The 20,408-nt window shown below is 74.7% G+C and carries 15 protein-coding genes; 1 reads left to right on the top strand and 14 read right to left on the bottom strand.

What is annotated here, in order from left to right; translation table 11 throughout:
* Window positions 1–111: 111 nt before the first annotated feature.
* Complete coding sequence (locus tag HL189_RS08650; protein ID WP_369133288.1) at window positions 112–1,764, top strand: aminotransferase class I/II-fold pyridoxal phosphate-dependent enzyme; 1,653 nt, start codon at window positions 112–114, stop codon at window positions 1,762–1,764.
* Here the strand turns inward: HL189_RS08650 and HL189_RS08645 are convergent.
* From HL189_RS08645 to HL189_RS08580, 14 genes are all read right to left on the bottom strand, one after another.
* Window positions 1,753–2,646, bottom strand: a complete 894-nt coding sequence (locus HL189_RS08645) for an acyl-CoA thioesterase (protein WP_369133287.1) — start codon at window positions 2,644–2,646, stop codon at window positions 1,753–1,755. The genes HL189_RS08650 and HL189_RS08645 overlap by 12 nt on opposite strands.
* Entirely contained in the window at window positions 2,643–4,058 is a 1,416-nt protein-coding gene (gene pyk, locus HL189_RS08640) for a pyruvate kinase (RefSeq protein ID WP_369133286.1), read from the bottom strand. Before pyk ends, HL189_RS08645 begins: the two co-directional genes overlap by 4 nt.
* Before the next feature lie 159 nt (window positions 4,059–4,217).
* Entirely contained in the window at window positions 4,218–5,705 is a 1,488-nt protein-coding gene (locus tag HL189_RS08635; protein WP_369133285.1) for a glutamate synthase subunit beta, read from the bottom strand.
* Complete coding sequence (gene gltB, locus HL189_RS08630) at window positions 5,698–10,368, bottom strand: glutamate synthase large subunit (protein WP_369133284.1); 4,671 nt, start codon at window positions 10,366–10,368, stop codon at window positions 5,698–5,700. The genes HL189_RS08635 and gltB overlap by 8 nt, the downstream gene beginning before the upstream one ends.
* Before the next feature lie 368 nt (window positions 10,369–10,736).
* Window positions 10,737–11,708 (bottom strand): prolipoprotein diacylglyceryl transferase, encoded by a 972-nt coding sequence (gene lgt / locus HL189_RS08625; protein WP_369133283.1) that lies wholly within the window; start codon window positions 11,706–11,708, stop codon window positions 10,737–10,739.
* The gene (trpA, locus tag HL189_RS08620; RefSeq protein WP_369133282.1) at window positions 11,705–12,508 is read right to left on the bottom strand and encodes a tryptophan synthase subunit alpha; all 804 of its coding nucleotides are present in this window, start codon (window positions 12,506–12,508) and stop codon (window positions 11,705–11,707) included. The genes lgt and trpA overlap by 4 nt, the downstream gene beginning before the upstream one ends.
* Window positions 12,505–13,872 (bottom strand): tryptophan synthase subunit beta, encoded by a 1,368-nt coding sequence (gene trpB, locus HL189_RS08615; RefSeq protein ID WP_369133447.1) that lies wholly within the window; start codon window positions 13,870–13,872, stop codon window positions 12,505–12,507. Before trpB ends, trpA begins: the two co-directional genes overlap by 4 nt.
* A 148-nt stretch (window positions 13,873–14,020) precedes the next feature.
* Window positions 14,021–14,830, bottom strand: a complete 810-nt coding sequence (gene trpC / locus HL189_RS08610) for an indole-3-glycerol phosphate synthase TrpC (RefSeq protein ID WP_369133281.1) — start codon at window positions 14,828–14,830, stop codon at window positions 14,021–14,023.
* A 182-nt stretch (window positions 14,831–15,012) separates the two neighbouring features.
* Entirely contained in the window at window positions 15,013–15,636 is a 624-nt protein-coding gene (locus HL189_RS08605) for a TIGR02234 family membrane protein (protein WP_369133280.1), read from the bottom strand.
* A gap of 146 nt (window positions 15,637–15,782) precedes the next feature.
* Window positions 15,783–17,282 (bottom strand): anthranilate synthase component I, encoded by a 1,500-nt coding sequence (locus HL189_RS08600; RefSeq protein ID WP_369133279.1) that lies wholly within the window; start codon window positions 17,280–17,282, stop codon window positions 15,783–15,785.
* Window positions 17,269–17,640, bottom strand: a complete 372-nt coding sequence (gene hisI, locus HL189_RS08595) for a phosphoribosyl-AMP cyclohydrolase (protein WP_369133278.1) — start codon at window positions 17,638–17,640, stop codon at window positions 17,269–17,271. Before hisI ends, HL189_RS08600 begins: the two co-directional genes overlap by 14 nt.
* Window positions 17,641–17,660: 20 nt before the next feature.
* Window positions 17,661–18,083 (bottom strand): hypothetical protein, encoded by a 423-nt coding sequence (locus HL189_RS08590; protein ID WP_369133277.1) that lies wholly within the window; start codon window positions 18,081–18,083, stop codon window positions 17,661–17,663.
* Between the two features lie 191 nt (window positions 18,084–18,274).
* Window positions 18,275–19,930, bottom strand: a complete 1,656-nt coding sequence (locus HL189_RS08585; protein WP_369133276.1) for an FAD-binding dehydrogenase — start codon at window positions 19,928–19,930, stop codon at window positions 18,275–18,277.
* Window positions 19,931–19,939: 9 nt separating this feature from the next.
* Window positions 19,940–20,374 (bottom strand): hypothetical protein, encoded by a 435-nt coding sequence (locus tag HL189_RS08580; RefSeq protein WP_369133275.1) that lies wholly within the window; start codon window positions 20,372–20,374, stop codon window positions 19,940–19,942.
* Between the last annotated feature and the right edge of the window lie 34 nt (window positions 20,375–20,408).

The following is a 20,408-nucleotide window of genomic DNA, read 5'->3' as shown; positions in this document are numbered from 1 at the left end:
TGATCAGGTCACTCGGTGTCAGGGGGACGCCGACCCGCGGGTCGGCGTCCCCCGACCCGGCCGGACGACCCACCGCCACGACGGGTACCGCCGGTCAATACGGTGACCTCCGTGACCGGTCACATGACGCCCGACGAGTTCCGCCAGCACGGCCACGAGGTGGTCGACTGGATCGCCGACTACTGGTCCCGCATCGAGTCCTTCCCGGTCCGGTCGCAGGTCTCCCCCGGCGACGTCCGCGCCGCCCTGCCGCCGCGGGCCCCCGAGCAGGGCGAGCCGTTCTCCGCCGTCCTGGCCGACCTGGACCGCGTCGTCCTGCCCGGCATCACCCACTGGCAGCACCCCGGCTTCTTCGGCTACTTCCCGGCGAACACCTCCGGCCCCTCCGTCCTGGGCGACCTGGTCTCCGCCGGGCTCGGGGTGCAGGGGATGTCCTGGGTGACCAGCCCGGCGGCCACCGAGCTCGAGCAGCACGTCATGGACTGGTGCGCGGAGCTGCTGGGCCTGCCGGAGTCCTTCCGGTCGACCGGCACCGGCGGCGGCGTCGTCCAGGACTCCAGCTCCGGCGCCAACCTGGTGGCGCTGCTGGCCGCCCTGCACCGGACCGCCAAGGGCGCGACGCTGCGGCACGGCGTCCTGCCCGACGAGTACACCGTCTACGTCTCCGCGCAGACGCACAGCTCCATGGAGAAGGCCGCGCGGATCGCCGGTCTCGGCACGGACGCCATCCGGGTCGTCGAGGTCGACGACGACCTCGCGATGAGCCCCAGCGCGCTGCTCGCCCGGCTGGAACGGGACGTCGCCCGCGGCTTCACCCCGGTCCTGGTCTGCGCGACCGTGGGGACGACGTCGACGACCGCGATCGACCCGCTGGCCGAGCTCGGCCGGGTCTGCCGGCGCTTCGGCGTGTGGCTGCACGTGGACGCCGCGTACGCCGGGATCAGCGCGGTCGCCCCGGAGCTGCGGGAGCTGCAGGCCGGCGTCGAGTGGGCCGACAGCTACACCACCGACGCGCACAAGTGGCTGCTGACCGGCTTCGACGCCACGCTGTTCTGGGTCGCCGACCGCGCCGCGCTCACCGGGGCGCTCTCGATCCTCCCCGAGTACCTGCGCAACGCCCAGACCGACGCGGGCGCGGTCGTCGACTACCGCGACTGGCAGATCGAGCTCGGCCGGCGGTTCCGCGCGCTGAAGCTGTGGTTCGTGCTGCGCTGGTACGGCGCGGAGGGGCTGCGCGAGCACGTGCGCGGGCACGTGGCCCTCGCCCAGGAGCTCGCCGGCTGGGCCACGGCCGACGAGCGGTTCGACGTCGTCGCCCCCCACCCGCTCTCGCTGGTCTGCCTGAAGCCGCGGTGGCCCGAGGAGGTGGACGCCGACGTGGCGACCATGACGCTGCTGGACCGGCTCAACGACGGCGGCGAGGTCTTCCTGACCCACACGACCGTCGGCGGCGCCGCGGTGCTGCGGGTGGCCATCGGGTCGCCGCTGACCACCCGCGCGCACGTGGAGCGCGTCTGGGCGCTGCTGGCCGAGGGGCACGACTGGCTGGCCGACGACTTCGCCGAGCAGGCGAGGGAACGCCGCGAGGCCGAACGCCGGGAGCAGGCTCAGCGCGAGGCCGCGGCCCACGCCCACGCCCAGGCCCAGGCCCAGGCCGAGGCCCCGGCGGCGCCGGTGGTCGACACGCCCGCCGCCCAGGACGAGACCGCGGAGCAGGCCGCCGTCCAGGCGGGGTCCGCCGGGGAGGCCGCCTCAGCCGAGTGAGCGGATGAGCCCCTCCTGGGCGACCGACGCCACGTGGGTGCCGTCGCCGGCCCAGATCTGCCCGAAGCACAGCGCGCGGCCGCTGGCCGCGGCGGGGCTGTCGGTCTCGTACAGGAACCACTCGTCGGCGCGCACCGGGCGGTGGAACCAGACGGCGTGGTCGAGGCTCGCCCCGACGACCGAACCGCCCCAGCCCCCGCCGATCCGGGTGAGCCCGGCCGAGAGCAGGGTCAGGTCGCTGACGAAGGTCAGCGCCGCCGCGTGCACGTGGTCGTCGTCGGGGAGCTTGCCGGCGACCCGGAACCACGCCCGGAAGTGGGTGTCCGGCGGCGTCCGCGGCTCGGGGTCGTAGGGGTCGCGCAGGTAGCGCGACTCCACCGCCCGGTTGAGCGCGCGGGCGCCCCGGTCCCGGTCGGGGTGCGCGGCGAGCACCTCGGCCAGGCCCGGCAGGCCCTCCGGGCCGGGGACCTCGGGCATCGGGAGGGAGTGCTCCACCACCGCCCGCTCCCCCGCGGTGAAGTCGGCGGTCAGCGCGAAGATCGCGACCTCCTCGCCGTTGCGCGTCTGGTGCGCGAGCACGCGCCGGGTGGTGAACGAGCGCCCGTCCCGGATCCGCTCGACGACGTAGCGGATCTCCTCCTGGGGGTCGCCGGGCCGCAGGAAGTACGAGTGCAGCGAGTGCACGTGCCGGTCGGCCGGCACGGTGGCGTTGGCCGCGGCGAGGGCCTGCGCGGCGACCTGGCCGCCGAAGATCCGCTGCAGCGGCGTGCGCGGGGTGGTGCCGACGAACAGCCCCGGCGACCGCTCCTCCAGGTCCAGGACGTGCATCAGCTCCGCGGCGGGGGTCGGCTCCGCCCCCGCCGCCGGTCCTGCCGACGTCACGCCGGCGTCCCCACCTCGTGCACCCGGACCAGGTTGGTCGAGCCCGCCGTGTTCGGCGGGCTGCCGGCCACGACGACGACCTGGTCTCCCTCGCGCAGCCGCCCGATCGACAGCAGCGAGAAGTCCACCTGGCCGACCATGTCGTCGGTGTGGGAGACCTCCGGGACCAGGAAGGTCTCCACGCCCCAGCTCAGCGCCAGCCGGCTGCGCACCCGCGGGTCGGTGGTGAAGGCGAGGATCGGCAGCCGGGTGTGCAGTGCGGCCAGCCGGTGCGCGGTCTTGCCGGTCAGGGTGAACGCCGCGAGCGCCGCGACGTCGAGGGCCTCCCCGATGTCCTTGGCGGCCCGCACGATGGCGCCGCCCCGGTGGCGGGAGGGCCGCACCAGCTGCGGCACGTGGACCTCCTCGTCCTCGACGGCGGCGATGATCCGCTCCATCGTGCGCACCGCGCCGATCGGGTACTTCCCGACCGAGGTCTCGCCGGACAGCATCACCGCGTCGGCGCCGTCGAGGACGGCGTTGGCGACGTCGGAGGCCTCGGCCCGGGTCGGCCGGGAGTTCTCGATCATCGACTCGAGCATCTGGGTGGCCACGATGACCGGCTTGTTGCGCTCGCGGGCGGCCTGCACCGCGCGCTTCTGCACCAGCGGCACCTGCTCGAGCGCCAGCTCCACCCCGAGGTCGCCGCGGGCCACCATGATCCCGTCGAAGGCCTCGACGATCGCGTCGAGGTTCTCGACCGCCTCGGGCTTCTCCAGCTTGGCGATGACCGGGACCTCGATGTCCTCCTGGCGCATGATCTCGCGCACCAGCTCGACGTCCCGGGGCGAGCGGACGAAGGACAGCGCGACGAAGTCCACACCCAGGGAGAGCGCGAAGCGCAGATCCTCGGCGTCCTTGTCGGACAGCGCGGGGACGCTGACGGCGACGCCGGGGAGCGACAGCCCCTTGTTGTTCGAGACCGGGCCGCCCTCGAGGACGACGCACCAGACGTCGGGCCCGTCCACCTCGGCGACGGTGAGCGCCAGCTTCCCGTCGTCGATGAGCAGCCGGTCACCGACCCGGGCGTCGTTGGCCAGGTTCTTGTAGGTCGTGGACACCCGCTCCGCGGTGCCCTCGACGTCGTCCACGGTGATGCAGACCCGGGCGCCGGTCGGCCACTCCACCCGGCCCTCGGTGAACGTGCCGAGCCGGATCTTCGGGCCCTGCAGGTCGGCCAGGATGGCCACCGCCCGGCCGATCTTGTCCGAGGCGTCCCGCACCATCTGGTACGACGCCTTGTGGTCGGCGTGCTTCCCGTGGCTGAAGTTCAGCCGGGCGACGTCCATCCCGGCGGCGACGAGCGCGGCGACCTGGTCCGGGGTGCCGGTCGCCGGCCCCAACGTACAGACGATCTTGGCACGGCGAGACATGCCCTGAAAACTAGTCGTCCCCCCGGGGGACACGTCGGACGGGGTCCGTCGTGTCCCCCGGAGAGGCGCAGTCGTCCCAGACGTCCTGAGGTGCTGGAACGGCCCCTCCGCAGGGCCCGCGGCGTGCGGAGCACGTCGTGGAGGCGGAGGGGCCCTTCGTCAGCGCAGCGGGACGGCGGTCGGCGTCACCGGCCGCGGCAGCATCGAGTTGCCGGTGAGCCAGCTGTCGACCGCCCCGGCGGCCGCCCGGCCCTCGGCGATCGCCCACACGATGAGCGACTGGCCGCGGCCCATGTCCCCGGCCACGAACACGCCCGGCACGGTGGACATGTACTCGGCGTCCCGGGCGACCGCGCCCCGGTCGGTGAGCTCGCAGCCGAGCTCCTCGACCAGGCCGGCGGTCTGCGGCCCGGTGTAGCCCAGCGCCAGCAGCACGAGGTCGGCGGGCAGCTCCCGGGTGGTGCCCGGCACCGGCTCCCGCGTGCCGTCGACCATCCGGACGTCGGACACCTGGAGGGCCCGCACCCGGCCGTGCTCGTCGCCGATGAACGCCTCGGTGTTGACGGCGAAGAGCCGCTCGCCGCCCTCCTCGTGGGCCGGGGAGACCCGCAGGATCATCTCGTACGTCGGCCAGGGGTTGTCCTGAGGGCGGCTGCCGGGCGCCGGCGGCTTGTAGTCCAGCTGGGCCACCGACGCGGCGCCCTGCCGGTGGGCGGTGCCGAGGCAGTCCGCGCCGGTGTCGCCACCGCCGATGATCACCACGTGCTTGCCGGCGGCGTCGATCGGCGGCTCGTCGATCTCGCCGAGGGCCTGCAGGTTGCCCCCGGGCAGGTACTCCATGGCGAAGTGCACGCCCTCGAGGTCGCGACCGGGCAGCGGCAGGTCGCGACCCACCGGTGTGCCGATCGCCAGCACGACGGCGTCGAACTCGCCGCGCAGCTGCGCCACCGAGACGTCGTCCGGACCGCTGCCGCCGACGTCCACCCCGGCCACGAACCGGGTGCCCTCGGCGCGCATCTGGTCCAGCCGCCGGTCCAGGTGGCGCTTCTCCATCTTGAACTCGGGGATGCCGTAGCGGAGCAGGCCGCCGATCCGGTCGTCCCGCTCGTAGACGGTCACCTCGTGCCCGGCGCGGGTGAGCTGCTGCGCGGCGGCCAGCCCGGCCGGCCCGGAGCCGATCACGGCGACCTTCCGGCCGGTCAGCTCGGCCGGCGGCTGCGGGGTCACCCAGCCGTTGAGGAACGCCTGGTCGATGATCTCCCACTCGATCTGCTTGATCGTGACCGGGGCGTCGTCCAGGTTGAGCACGCACGCGGACTCGCACGGCGCCGGGCAGAGCTTCCCGGTGAACTCCGGGAAGTTGTTGGTCGCGTGCAGCCGCTCGATCGCCTCCTGCCAGTCCTCCCGGCGGGCGAGGTCGTTCCACTCCGGGATGAGGTTGCCCAGCGGGCAGCCGTGGTGGCAGAACGGGATGCCGCAGTCCATGCACCGCGCGGCCTGCTCGCGCAGCGCGGAGACGGGGAAGACGGCGTCCTCACCGGTGTCCCGGTTGAGGTACACCTCCTTCCAGTCCAGCAGCCGCAGCTCCACGGGCCGCCGCGGCGGCATCTGGCGGTCGAACTTCAGGAACCCGGTCTGGTCAACCACGGGCCGCCTCCATCACTGCTCGGTCCACGTCGGTGCCGGCGGCCTCGGCGGCCCGTCGGGCCTCCAGGGCCCGCCGGTAGTCACGCGGCATGATCACGCTGAAGCGCTCGGACCACCGGCCCCAGTCGGCGAGCAGGCTGGCCGCCACGGCGGAACCGGTCGCCTCCCGGTAGCGGACGAGGACGTCGCGCAGCTCCTGGGCGCTCGGGCCGTCCAGCGCCTCGACGTCCACCAGCTCGCCGTTGACCCGGTGGCGGGCCAGGTCCAGCACGTACGCCACGCCACCGGACATGCCCGCGGCGATGTTGCGGCCGGTGGGGCCGAGGATGACCGCCTGGCCGCCGGTCATGTACTCCAGGGCGTGGTCGCCGACGCCCTCGACGACGGCGAGCGCGCCGGAGTTGCGCACGCAGAACCGCTCCCCGACCCGGCCGCGGAGGAAGACCTCGCCGCGGGTGGCGCCGTAAGCGATCACGTTGCCGGCGATGACGTTGTCCTCGGCCGCGAAGCCGGCCTCCGGCGCGGGCCGGACGACGATCCGCCCGCCGGACAGGCCCTTGCCGACGTAGTCGTTCGCGTCCCCGAGCAGGGTCATCGTGATGCCCGGGGGCAGGAAGGCGCCGAAGGACTGGCCGGCCGACCCGGTGAAGGTCAGGTCGATCGTGCCGTCGGGCAACCCCTCGCCGCCGAAGCGCCGGGTGACCATCGAGCCGAGCATCGTGCCGACGGTGCGGTTGACGTTGCGGACCGGCAGCTCCAGCGACACCGGCCGCGCGTCCAGCAGCGCGCCCTCGCACAGCTGGATCAGCGTCTGGTCCAACGCGGCGTCCAGGCCGTGGTCCTGCTCCTTGACCTGCCGCAGCGAAGCGCCCTCGGGGAGGTCCGGCACGGCCAGGACCGGCGCCAGGTCCAGCCCGGCGGCCTTCCAGTGGCCGACGGCCGGCTCGATGTCCAGCAGCTCGGCGTGGCCGACGGCCTCGTCGAGGGTCCGGAAGCCGAGCTCGGCCAGGAACTCGCGGACCTGCTGGGCGAGGAACTCGAAGAAGGTGACGACGAACTCGGGCCTGCCGGTGAACCGCTTGCGCAGCTCCGGGTTCTGGGTGGCCACACCGACCGGGCAGGTGTCCAGGTGGCACACCCGCATCATCACGCAGCCCTCGACGACCAGCGGCGCGGTGGCGAAGCCGAACTCCTCGGCGCCGAGCAGCGCGGCGACGATCACGTCCCGGCCGGTCTTCATCTGCCCGTCGACCTGCACGACGATCCGGTCGCGCAGCCCGTTGGCCAGCAGCGTCTGCTGCGTCTCGGCCAGCCCGATCTCCCACGGGGTTCCCGCGTGCTTCAGCGAGGTCAGCGCGGCGGCGCCGGTGCCGCCGTCGTGGCCGGACACCAGGACGACGTCGGCCTTGGCCTTGCTGACCCCGGCCGCCACCGTGCCGATCCCGGACTCCGAGACCAGCTTGACGTGGATCCGCGCCTGGTCGTTGGCGTTCTTCAGGTCGTGGATGAGCTGCTTGAGGTCCTCGATGGAGTAGATGTCGTGGTGCGGCGGCGGGCTGATCAGCCCCACACCCGGCGTCGAGTGCCGGGTGCGCGCCACCCACGGGTACACCTTGCTGCCGGGCAGCTGGCCGCCCTCGCCGGGCTTGGCGCCCTGCGCCATCTTGATCTGGATGTCGTCGGCGTTGACCAGGTACTCGCTGGTGACGCCGAACCGGCCGCTGGCCACCTGCTTGATCGAGGACCGCCGCAGGTCGCCGCCCGGGTCGGGGCTGAACCGGTCGGGGTCCTCCCCGCCCTCGCCCGTGTTGGACCGGCCACCGAGCCGGTTCATCGCGATCGCCAGCGTCTCGTGCGCCTCGGCGGAGATCGACCCGTAGCTCATCGCCCCGGTCTGGAACCGCTTGACGATCTCGCTGATCGGCTCGACCTCGTCGAGCGGGACGGCGGGACGCTCGCCGGTCTTCAGCCGGAACATGCCGCGCAGCGTCGCCGCCTCGGCGGACAGGCCGTCGACGGTGTCGGTGTAGCGCTGGAAGACCTCGTACTGCCGGGAGCGGGTGGCGTGCTGGAGCAGGAACACCGTCTCCGGGTTGAACAGGTGCACCTCGCCCTCGCGGCGCCACTGGTACTCCCCGCCGGTCTCCAGCCGGCGGTGCGCCCGCTCGGTGGGGTTCTGCGGGTAGGCCCGGCGGTGCCGCATCACCACCTCCTCGGCGAGCACGTCGAGGCCGACGCCGTCGAGGGTCGCGGAGGTGCCGGTGAAGTACTCGTCGACGAGGGCCTTGGACAGGCCGACGGTCTCGAAGATCTGCGCCATCGTGTACGAGCCGACGGTGCTGATGCCCATCTTGCTCATCACCTTGAGCACGCCCTTGCCCAGCGCCTTGACGACGTTGCGGACGGCCTGGGCGGGCTGCACGCCGGTGAGCGTGCCGGTGCGGATGAGGTCCTCGACGCTCTCGAAGGCCAGGTACGGGTTGACCGCCGCCGCGCCGTAGCCGAGCAGCAGCGCGACGTGGTGCACCTCGCGGCAGTCGCCGGACTCGACGACCAGGCCGACCTCCATCCGGGTGCGCTCGCGGACCAGGTGGTGGTGGACCGCGGCGGTCATCAGCAGCGACGGGATCGGCGCGCGCTTCTCGTCGCAGTCCCGGTCGGACAGCACGATCACCCGGGCGCCGGCCTTGATCGCCTTGCTGACCTTGGTGCGCAGGTCGGTGAGCGCCTGCTCCAGCGCCGGGCCGCCGCCGTGGACGTCGAAGTGGCCGGTGATCCGGACGGCGGCGAAACCGGGCAGGTCACCGTCGTCGTCGATGTGCAGGATCTTGGCCAGCTCGTCGTTGTCGATGACCGGGAACGGCAGGAACACCTGCCGGCAGGACGCCGGGACGGCGCTGAGCAGGTTCTGCTCCGGGCCGAAGGTGCGCCCCAGGCTGGTGACCAGCTCCTCGCGGATGGCGTCCAGCGGCGGGTTCGTCACCTGGGCGAACAGCTGGGTGAAGTAGTCGAACAGCTGCCGGGAGCGGTCCGACAGCGCCGCGATCGGGGTGTCGGTGCCCATCGAGCCGATCGGCTCGGCACCGGCGGCCGCCATCGGCTGCACCAGCAGGCGCAGCTCCTCCTCGGTGTAGCCGAACAGCAGCTGCCGGCGGACGACGGACTCGTGGCTGGGCCGGGCCCGCCGCCGCTCGGGCAGCGAGGGCAGGTGCACCAGGCCCGCGTGCAGCCAGTCGCCGTAGGGCTCGGCGGTCGCCAGCGCCCCCTTGACCTCCTCGTCGGAGACGATGCGCCCCGCGGCGGTGTCCACGAGGAACATCCGCCCCGGCTGCAGCCGGCCCTTGGCGACCACGTCGGCGGCCGCGATGTCCAGCACACCCGCCTCGCTGGCCAGCACGACCAGGTCGTCCTTGGTGCGCCACCAGCGGCCCGGCCGCAGGCCGTTGCGGTCGAGCACCGCGCCGATCAGCGTGCCGTCGGTGAACGCGACGCAGGCCGGCCCGTCCCACGGCTCCATGATCGAGGCGTGGAACCGGTAGAAGGCCCGGCGGGCCGGGTCCATCTCCTCGTGGTTCTCCCACGCCTCGGGGATCATCATCAGCACCGAGTGCGGCAGCGACCGGCCCGACAGGTGCAGCAGCTCCAGCACCTCGTCGAAGGTCGCCGAGTCGCTGAAGTCACCGGCGGTGACCGGGAAGATCCGCTCCAGCCCGAGCTCGCTGGCCGGGCCGGCCGGGCCGTCGAACAGCCCGGTCTCGAGCCTCGCCTCGCGGGCCCGCATCCGGTTCCGGTTGCCCTTGATGGTGTTGATCTCGCCGTTGTGCGCGATGAAGCGGAACGGGTGGGCCAGCGGCCAGCTCGGGAAGGTGTTGGTCGAGAACCGGCTGTGCACCAGGGCGATCGCGGACTCGTACCGCTCGTCCTGCAGGTCCGGGAAGAACGCGGGCAGCTGGTCGGTGGTCAGCATGCCCTTGTAGGTGATCGTGCGGGACGACAGCGAGGCGATGTAGCAGCTCGAGCCGGCGTCCCGGGCGGCCCGCTCGACCCGCTTGCGCAGCACGAACGCGCGGCGCTCCAGGCGGGTGACGCCGTTCGGGGCCACCGCGCCACCGAACGCCGTCCGGTCGGCCCGGCCGCCGATCGTCTCCGCGACGAACAGCTGGGCGAAGTGCGGCATGACCGCCCGTGCGGTGGGTCCGAGGTCGGCGCCCTCGGGGTCCACGGGCAGCTCGCGCCAGCCCAGGACGGTCAGGCCCTCCTCGGCGGCGAGCTGGGCCACCCGGTCGACGACGGAGGCCCGCTCGGCCGCGTCGGCCGGCAGGAAGGCGATGCCCACGGCGTACTCGCCCAGCGGCGGCAGGTCGAAGCCGACGCTCGACCGCAGCAGCGCGTCGGGCACCTGCGTGAGGATCCCCGCGCCGTCGCCGGAGTTCGGCTCGGAGCCCGCGGCACCGCGGTGGTCGAGGTTGTGCAGGGCGGTGAGCCCGGCGGCGACGATGGCCCGCGAACGGCGGCCCTGGGCGTCGGCGACGAACGCGACGCCGCAGGCGTCGTGCTCTCGGGCCGGGTCGTAGAGGCCCTGGGCTGCGGGCAGGGCGGAGAACGGCACGGGGACCGCCGGGGCGGCCTGCTGGCCCGGGGTGGGCACGGCGAGGTCGGACATGTCTCTCCCGTCGTCGGCTGTCCGCGGCGGCCGGGTCGCCCGGGGTGCGGGGCCGTTCGCTGGTGCGGAGGGTCAGGGACCCCGCCGGGTGGTCAGAGCGGGTGGTCGGTGCAGGAGGACCGGTGGGTCCGACGGTGGGGCAGCAGCGGAGCGGGGGGACTCGGTGCGACCGTCCCGGCCTCCATACCCGTGACGCCGGACGGCCTCACGAGTCGGTCGTGCTCGGGGCAGCGCTGGCCCGGTTCCGACGTCGCCGACCGACCGGGATCACCGGTCGGTCGCGATGAGCGTACACAGCGACGACACCGGCGCGACACGTCGATGAGGTGTCGCACATGTCTCTTCCGGCGGTGGCCGGGGGCCGCCGCTCAGCGCGCGGGGGGTGCACCGCCCCCTCCGCCGGGTCGCTCGTCGGACTCGGGAGCCGGTGTCTCCGCGGTCGGCGCACTGGCCGGCTCGGCCGTCCGCTGCCGCGCGCGGGGACCGCCGCTCTCGGCGCCCCTGGTGATCTCCTCGCGGGGCCGGCCGCGCTGCCACACCAGGTAGGCGACGGCGAGCAGGCCGACGACGACCGAGGTGAAGACGTTCAGCCGCACGCCGAAGAACTGCTCCGCGGTGTCGATCCGCAGCATCTCGATCCACAGCCGGCCCGCGCAGTAGGCGGCCACGTACAGCGCGAACGCGCGACCGTGGGAGAGCTGGAACCGGCGGTCGGCCCAGATCACCAGGACGGCGACGCCGACGTTCCACAGCAGCTCGTAGAGGAAGGTGGGGTGGAAGGTGCCCAGGACCAGCGGCTCGCCGTCCTCGCCGGTCAGCGCGCGACCGGCGGAGGCGTCCCAGCGGTAGATGGTGAGCGCCCACGGCAGGTCGGTGGCCCGGCCGTACAGCTCGTTGTTGAACCAGTTGCCCAACCGCCCCACCGCCTGGGCCAGCACGATCCCCGGAGCCAGCGCGTCGCCGAAGGCCGGCAGCGGGATCCCCCGCCGCCGGCAGCCGATCCACGCGCCGAGCGCGCCGAGCGCGATGGCGCCCCAGATGCCGAGGCCGCCCTCCCAGATGGCGAAGGCCCGCAGCGGGTCGCCGCCCTCGCCGAAGTACGGCTCGGGGGTGGTGATCACGTGGTACAGCCGCCCGCCGACGATGCCGAACGGCACCATCCACACGGCGATGTCCAGCACGTCGCCCGGCGCGCCACCCCGGGCCACCCAGCGGCGCTCGGACAGCCAGCAGGCCAGCACGATGCCGGCGATGATGCACAGCGCGTAGGCCCGCAGCGGGAACGGCCCGAGCTCCCAGACCCCCTGGGTCGGACTCGGGATCGCGGCCAGCACCGTCATGTCGTCGACACCGCCGGACGGCGGCGCACGCCCTGAGCGAGGCCGTCCGACAGCGCCCGCACACCGGCGGGTCCACGGCCCTCCAGCAACTCCCGGACGTAGGCCGACCCGACGATGACGCCGTCGGCGAAGGCGGCCACCTCGGCGGCCTGGTCCCCGTTGGAGACGCCCAGCCCCACGCAGACCGGCAGCTCGGCGACCTCGCGGGTGCGGGCCACCAGCCGCTCGGCGGTGTGGCTGACCGTGGCCCGCGTGCCGGTGACGCCCATGGTGGACGCGGCGTAGACGAACCCGCGGCAGGCGGCGGCGGTGACGGCCAGGCGGGCGTCGGTGGACGACGGCGCGACCAGGAACACCCGGTCCAGGCCGGTGCGGTCGGTGGCCGCGAGCCACGGAGCGGCCTCGTCGGGGATGAGGTCGGGCGTGATCGCCCCGGCTCCCCCGGCGGCGGCCAGGTCGTCGGCGAACCGGTCGACCCCGTAGCGCTCGACGGGGTTCCAGTAGCTCATCACCACCGGGACGGCGCCGGCCTCGGCCACGGCGCGGACCGCCTGCAGCACGTCCGCCATGCCGACCCCGGCCCGCACGGCGACGTCGACCGCCTGCTGGATGACCGGCCCGTCCATGCCCGGGTCGGAGTACGGCACCCCGATCTCGACGACGTCGGCGCCCCCCTCGACCGCGGCCACCATGGCCTCGATCGAGCCCGGGACGTCGGGGTAGCCGACCGGCAGGTAGGCGATCAGCGCAGAGCGCCCCTCCGCGCGGGCCGCGGTGATCCGGGTGGCCAGCTTGCTCATGCCTGCTCTCCCGCTTCCTGCCCCGGGACGGCGTCCCCGGAGGTCACGGCCCCCTCGGTGGGCTGCTGGTCGGTGTCCAGGCCCGGCCCGGGGTCGACCTCCTCGCGGTCGCCGAGCCCGAACCACCGGGACGCGGTCTCCACGTCCTTGTCGCCGCGACCGGAGAGGTTCACCAGCAGCACGGCGGGCTCGTCCCCCCGCCCACCAGCCCCCCGCGAGTCCAGCTCCTGCCCGACCTGCATGGCACCGGCCAGCGCGTGCGCGGACTCGATCGCCGGGATGATGCCCTCGGTGCGGCACAGCAGCGCGAAGGCCTCCATCGCCTGCGCGTCGGTGACCGGCCGGTACTCGGCCCGGCCGATGTCGTGCAGGTACGCGTGCTCGGGGCCGACGCCCGGGTAGTCCAGGCCGGCGGAGATCGAGTGCGACTCGATGGTCTGGCCGTTCGCGTCCTGCAGCAGGTAGGACCGCGCGCCGTGCAGCACCCCGGGATCGCCGCCGGTGATCGAGGAGGCGTGCCGGCCGGTCTCGACGCCGTCCCCACCGGCCTCCAGGCCGATCAGCCGGACGCCGTCGTCGGGCACGAAGGCGGTGAAGATCCCGATCGCGTTCGACCCGCCGCCGACGCACGCCAGGACGACGTCGGGCAGCCGGCCCTCGCGCTCCAGCAGCTGGGCCCGGGCCTCGTCGCCGATCACCCGCTGGAAATCGCGGACCATCTGCGGGAACGGGTGCGGGCCGGCGACGGTGCCGAAGACGTAGTTCGTCGTCTCGACGTTCGTGACCCAGTCCCGGAACGCCTCGTTGATCGCGTCCTTCAGGGTGCGCGACCCGGTGGTCACCGGGATCACCTCGGCGCCGAGCAGCCGCATGCGCGCGACGTTGAGCGCCTGGCGCCGGGTGTCCTCCTCACCCATGTAGACGGTGCAGGACAGGCCCATCAGGGCCGCCGCGGTCGCCGTCGCCACACCGTGCTGACCGGCGCCGGTCTCGGCGATCACCCGGGTCTTGCCGATCCGGCGGGTGAGCAGCGCCTGGCCGAGCACGTTGTTGATCTTGTGCGAGCCGGTGTGGTTGAGGTCCTCGCGCTTGAGGAACACCCGGGCGCCGCCGCAGTGCTCGGCGAACCTGGGCACCTCGGTGATCGGGCTGGGCCGGCCGGTGTAGTCCCGCTGCAGCGCGGCGAACTCCTCGAGGAACACCGGGTCGACGCGCATCGCCGCGTAGGCCTCGGTGAGGTCGTCCAGCGCGGCGATCAGCGCCTCCGGGACGAACCGGCCGCCGTAGGGGCCGAAGTGCCCGGTCGCGTCCGGCCACTCCGGAGGCGCGGGGAGGTCGCTGACGTCGGGGGCAGCGGGGTGCACGGCGGTCACTCCTACAGCGTAGGGACCTCGTGGGTCCCGGCCCTCCTGCAGGGGCCCGCGGCGCGCCTGCGCGCGGTGGGGGGTGGCAGGAGGACCTCGTCCCCCTCACCCCTCGCACGCTCGGGGGGAGCCTCGGGACGCGGCCTGATCAGCGGGTGGTGCGCGGGGTGGCCGGGTGGGACCCGGCCGTGACCAGGTCGGCCACCGCCTGGCGCGGGTCGCCGGCGGTCACCAGACCCTCGCCGACGAGCACGGCGTCGGCGCCGGCCGCGGCGTAGCTGATCAGGTCGTGCGGTCCGCGGACGCCGGACTCGGCGACCTTCACCACCTCGCTGGGCAGGCCCGGGGCGATCCGCTCGAACGTGGACCGGTCGACCGTCAGCGTGGTCAGGTCGCGGGCGTTGACCCCGATCACCGAGGCGCCGGCGGCCAGCGCCCGGTCGGCCTCGGCCTCGCTGTGCACCTCGACCAGGGCGGTCATCCCCAGGGACTCGACCCGCTCGAGCAGCCCGGTGAGCACCGGCTGGTCGAGGGCGGCGACGATGAGGAGGACGAGGTCCGCGCCGTGCGCCCGGGCCTCGTGCACCTGGTAGCTGCTGACCACGAAGTCCTTGTTGAGCACCGGGACGCCGACGGCCGCCCGGACCGCGGCGAGGTCGGCGTGGGAGCCACCGAACCGGCGCCCCTCGGTGAGCACGCTGATCACCCGGGCGCCGCCGGCGGCGTACTGGGCGGCGAGCGCGGCCGGGTCGCTGATGTCGGCCAGCGCGCCCTTGCTCGGGCTGCGGCGCTTGACCTCGGCGATCACGCCGACCCCCGGAGCCCGCAGGGCGGCCAGCGCGTCGAGCGCCGGGCGCGCGTCGCGGGCCCTCGCCTGCACCTCGGTCAGCGGGTTGGCGGCCTGCCGCGCCTCGACGTCCTCGCGGACGCCGGCGACGATGTCGTCGAGGACGCTCATGACCCTCCTCGGGGACCCCTCAGGATGTGCCACGCGGCGACTTCCCACCACCTGGACTCGTCAGTTCACTGTAGTGACGCTGCTCGCCTCCCCTGCCCGGGGGCCGGGTGACGTGCTGGACCGGCTCCGGTGTAGAAGACCCGCGGCGGGCACGCGGGACCGCGCGGCCCTGCACCCGGGCCTCAGTCGGTCGGGTCCTCGCCCCGGTCCAACGCCTTCCAGGCGGCCTGGTGGCGGTCCTCGTCGGACTGCGGCCGGGTGGTCGCGGCAGCCGTCGCGGGAGCGGCTCCGGGAGCCGCTCCCGTCCGCTCGTACCGGCGTCCCATCCCCGGCCACGCGCGGCCGCGCAGCACCACCAGCACCCCGGCCAGCACCGCGACCACCCCCGCTACGAGGACGACGGCGGGCCAGGTCCGCACCGGGTCGCTGAGCACCTCGGCGGAGCCGAGCCCCACCCCGGCGCCGAGGTCCGCGGCCGCCACGTCGAGCGAGCCGGTGACGCCGCGCAGCCCCGACCAGGCCAGCGTCCCGCCGGCCAGGGCGACGAGGAGCCCGACGACCAGCCGGCCGGCACCCCGGACGGCGACCACGGCCACCGCGGCGGCGAGCAGCAGCAGCCCGCAGGCGGTCACCAGCGGCGCCGCCGTGGCCCCGGTCAGCGTCTCGGCCGTGGGCGGCAGCGGCGGCTGCCGGGCGACGGTGACCTCGGCCCACGGCTGGGACGACGAGGACAGCGCCAGCCCCCCGGCCACCGCGCAGCCGAGGACGGCGAGCGTGAGCTCGCGGCGCTCCCTCACCTGGCCCACTGGTTCGCTCCCGTGGGGCGCTCCGCTCCTCGCTCGTCCCGAGCCCCCTGGTCGCCTCCGCGCTCGCTCCGCTCCTCGCTCGTTCCTCGCTGCGATGCTCACTCGCTGTCGGCTTCCGGCGCTGCGATGCTCACGCCCCTGTCCGCTCACCGGACCTCCCGGAGCCCCTCCGCCGTCGCGATCGCCGACAGCACCGCCCGCGCCTTGTGCCGGGTCTCGGCCTCCTCGGTGGCCGGCACGCTGTCGGCGACGATCCCCGCGCCGGCCTGGACGTACGCCCGGCCGGCGTGCAGCACCGCGGTGCGGATGGCGATCGCCATGTCCATGTCGCCGCTGGCGTCCACGTAGCCGACCGTGCCCGCGTACAGCGCCCGCCGGGTGGGCTCCAGCGACTCGATGACCTCCATCGCCCGCGGCTTGGGCGCACCGGAGACGGTGCCCGCCGGGAAGGTGGCGTCGAAGACGTCCAGCGCGTCCCGGTCGGGGTCGACCTGCCCGGCGACGGTGGACACCAGGTGCATGACGTGGCTGTACCGCTCGACCCGCATGAAGTCCGCGACCTCGACGGTGCCCGGCACGCTGACCCGGCCCAGGTCGTTGCGGGCCAGGTCGACCAGCATCACGTGCTCGGCCCGCTCCTTCGGGTCGGCCAGCAGCTCCTCGGTGAGCCGGACGTCCTCCTCGGGGGTGGCCCCGCGCGGGCGGGTGCCGGCCGGCGGGTGCACGACCGCGCGGGAGCCGGTGACGGTGACCAGCGCCTCCGGCGAGGAGCCGACGACGTCGAACGGCGACTCGCGCCCGGCGAAGCGCAGCAGGTACATGTACGGCGAGGGGTTGGTCGCCCGCAGCACCCGGTAGAGGTCCAGCGCGTCGACGTCGGTCTCCAGCTCGAACCGCTGGCTGAGCACCGTCTGGAAGACGTCGCCCGCGCGGACGTGCTCGCGGATCCGCTCCACCCCGGCCTCGTACACGCCCGGGGCCATGTTGCTGGCGACCGGCGGCGCGTCCGCGGTGGCGAGCATGGCCACGCCCGGCGGCACCGCCTTGGTCAGGTCCGCGGCCATCGCGTCGAGCCGGGTGACGGCGTCGTCGTAGGCGTCGGTCGAGCCGCCCACCACGTTGGCGATGAGCAGCACCGTGCCGTCGGTGTGGTCCAGGACCGCGAGGTCGGTGACCAGCATCAGCGAGAGCTCGGGCATGCCGAGGTCGTCGGTGGCGGTCTGCGGCAGCCGCTCGAGCCGCCGGACGACGTCGTAGCCCAGGTAGCCGACCAGCCCGCCGGTCAGCGGCGGGAGGCCGGGCGTGCGCGGGGAGCGCAGCCGCCGGGCCAGGGTGCGGACGGCGGCCAGCGGGTCGGCGGGCAGGCCGTCGGTGAGCCCGGGCAGCGGGTCCCCGAGCCACTGCGCCGTCCCGTCCCGCTCGGTGAGCACCCCGGCGCTGCGGACGCCGACGAAGCTGTACCGCGACCACTGCTTGCCCTGCTCGGCCGACTCCAGCAGCACCGTGCCGGGGCGACCGCCGGCCAGCTTGCGGTAGATCCCGACGGCGGTCTCGCTGTCGGCGAGCAGCCGGCGGGTGACCGGGACGACCGGTGCGGTCCGCTCGGTGAACTCCGCGCGGGAGGGCGTGGTGTCACCGAGCCGCACGGCCGACCTCCAGGTCGCGGTGGAAGCAGCTGCGCTCGCCGGTGTGGCAGGCCGGGCCCTCCTGGTCGACGAGCAGGAGCAGCGCGTCCCCGTCGCAGTCCAGCCGCACGTCGCGCACCCACTGCCGGTGGCCGGACGTCTCGCCCTTCACCCAGTACTCCCGGCGGCTGCGCGACCAGTAGGTGGCCCGGCCGGTGGTGAGTGTGCGGTGCAGTGCCTCGTCGTCCATCCAGGCGACCATCAGCACCTCACCGGTGTCGTGCTGCTGGGCGACGGCGGCGACCAGCCCGGCCGGGTCGCGGCGCAGGAGGGCGGCGACCGCGGGGTCGAGCGCGGTGTCGGGGGCGGGGGCGGGCATGCCGCGATCGTCCCACCCGGTCAGACCGCGCCGGTCGTCCCCCGGCGTCCCGGGGCCCGCGCCGCCCACGCGCGGGCCTCGGGCAGGACGGTGCAGCCGGCAGCCGCCAGCGCCAGGGCGGCGAAGACGACCGGCACCGACAGCGCGGCGTCGGACACCGGCACCGCGGTCACGTCCCCGAGGACGACGGCCCAGTAGATCGACAGCGCCACCTGCGCGGCGGCTGCGCCCCGGAGCCAGCGGGGCCGCCCGCGCAGCTGCTGCACGCCCCCGGTCACCAGCGCGCCGACGACGGCGAGCTGCACCAGCGCGATCCACGGCCCCAGCCCGGCGGCCGGGCCCTCGACCACGGCCAGCAGGGCGCTGAACACCATGGCGTAGACGGTGCCCAGCGCGACGAAGCCGGCGGAGGCGAAGGCCAGCACCGCCGCGGCGATCACCACGCCGGGGCGGCGGGGCGGGAGCCGGACCCAGCCCGCCGGCGGCCAGCCGGGGACCGGCGGCCAAACGGATGCCGGCGGCCAGCCAGATGCCGGCGGCCAGGGCGGCGCGGGCCACTGCTGCTGCGGCGGTGGCGGTGGCTGCCACCGCGGCGGTCCGGTGTAGGGCGGGACGGCGTCCCAGTCGGGGCCGTTCACAGCGCCGCCGCCAGCGCGCGGCCGGCCGTCCGGCCGGAGAACAGGCAGCCGCCGAGGAAGGTGCCCTCCAGCGACCGGTAGCCGTGCATGCCCCCACCGCCGAACCCGGCGACCTCCCCGGCGGCGTACAGGCCGGGGAACGGCTCACCGCCGGGGCGCAGCACCCGGGCATCGAGGTCGGTCTCCAGGCCGCCGAGCGTCTTGCGGGTGAGCAGGTTGAGCCGGACGGCGATGAGCGACCCGGCCTCGGGGTCCAGCAGCCGGTGCGGCCGGGCCACCCGGATGAGCCTGTCGCCGAGGAACGAGCGGGCCTGGCGGATCGCGGTGAGCTGCAGGTCCTTGGTGAACGGGTTGGCGATCTCCCGGTCGCGGGCCACGACCTCCCGCTCGACGGTCGCCGGGTCCAGGCGGGGGGCATCCCCGGTGAGCCGGTTCATCCCGGCGACCAGCTCGGGCAGCGTCCGGGCGACGACGAAGTCCTCCCCGCGGTCGAGGAAGGCCTGCACCGGGGCGGCCGCGCCGCTGCGCACCCGGGTGAGCAGGAGCCGGAGGTCCTTGCCGGTGAGGTCGGGGTTCTGCTCCGACCCGGAGAGGGTGAACTCCTTCTCCACGATCCTCCGGGTGAGCACGAACCAGGTGTGCGCGTACCCGGTCGTGCCGATGTGGGCGAGCGTGCCGAGGGTGTCGAAGCCGGGGAACAGCGGCACGGGCAGCCGGGTGCCGGTGGCGTCGAGCCACAGCGAGCTGGGCCCGGGCAGGATCCGGATGCCGTGCCGGTCCCACACCGGGCTGTGGTTGGCGATGCCCTCGGTGTAGTGCCACATCCGGTCCGGGTTGATCACGTTGCCGCCGGCGTTGCGGGTGATCTCCAGCATCCGGCCGTCGACGTGCGCGGGGACGCCGGAGAGCAGCCGCTCCGGCACCGGGCCGAGCCGCGCGGGCCAGTTGGCGCGGACCAGGTCGGGGTTGCCGCCGATGCCGCCGGAGGTGACGACGACGGCCTGTGCCGACAGCTCGAACCCGCCGGCCTCGACCCGGGAGCTCGCCGTCCCCCGTTCGGCGTCGCTGGGCTCGAGGACCGCACCGCGCACACCGGTCACCACGCCGTCGGTGACGACCAGCCCGTCGACCCGGTGCCGGTGCCGGACGTCGACCAGCCCCCGAGCCGCGGCGTCGGAGACCCGCCGGGCGAACGGCGCGACGACGCCCGGCCCGGTGCCCCAGGTGACGTGGAAGCGCGGCACCGAGTTGCCGTGGCCGGTGGCGGTGTAGCCGCCGCGCTCGGCCCACCCGACGACCGGGAAGAACCGGACGCCCTGGGCGTGCAGCCAGGCGCGCTTCTCCCCGGCGGCGAACTGCAGGTAGGCCTCGGCCCACCGCCCCGGCCAGTGGTCCTCCGCCCGGTCGAAGCCGGCGGTGCCGAACCAGTCCTGCCGGGCGAGCTCGAGGGAGTCGCGGACCCGCAGCCGGCGCTGCTCGGGGGTGTCGACGAGGAACAGGCCGCCGAACGACCAGTGCGCCTGCCCGCCGAGGGAGGCGGCCGGCTCCTGGTCCAGGAGCAGCACCGTCCGGCCGGCGTCGGCGAGCTCGGCGGTGGCGACCAGTCCGGCCAGCCCCGCCCCCACCACGATCACGTCCGCGTCGATGCCCACGCCCGGACGCTAGCGGGCGCGCCGCGCCGGGCGGCGCAGCTGCCGGCGCCCGGCCACCCAGCGCCGGACCGGGGGCAGGACGGCGAGCAGCGCGGTGACGATGGGCAGCGCCCAGACCAGGATGAGGAACGCCCCGTTGTCCTCGCCGAGGGTGCCGTCGAGGATCCCCCAGACGACGACCAGCGCCAGCGCCGCGGCCGGCAGGAACAGCGCCAGCCACGACCGGCCCAGCACCAGCAGCAGCGCGCCGACCAGCAGCCACAGCGCGAGGAGTGCGGGCACGGCGATGAACAGCCAGGCACCGTCGTCCAGCTGGCCGTTGGAGAACGCCAGGGCGATCAACCCGAAGAAGGCGACCGCCAGCGCGCTGAGGACCGCGAGGGGGGCGGCCAGCAGCGCCGGCCACGGAGGGCGGCGACGGACGGGGACGCTGGGGGCGGACACGCCGGGCACGCTAGGGCCGCCCCGCGCGGGCGGG

This window comes from Modestobacter sp. I12A-02662 (genome assembly GCF_041028325.1).
Classification (GTDB): domain Bacteria; phylum Actinomycetota; class Actinomycetes; order Mycobacteriales; family Geodermatophilaceae; genus Modestobacter.
This window is presented reverse-complemented; position numbering and strand designations above follow the sequence as displayed.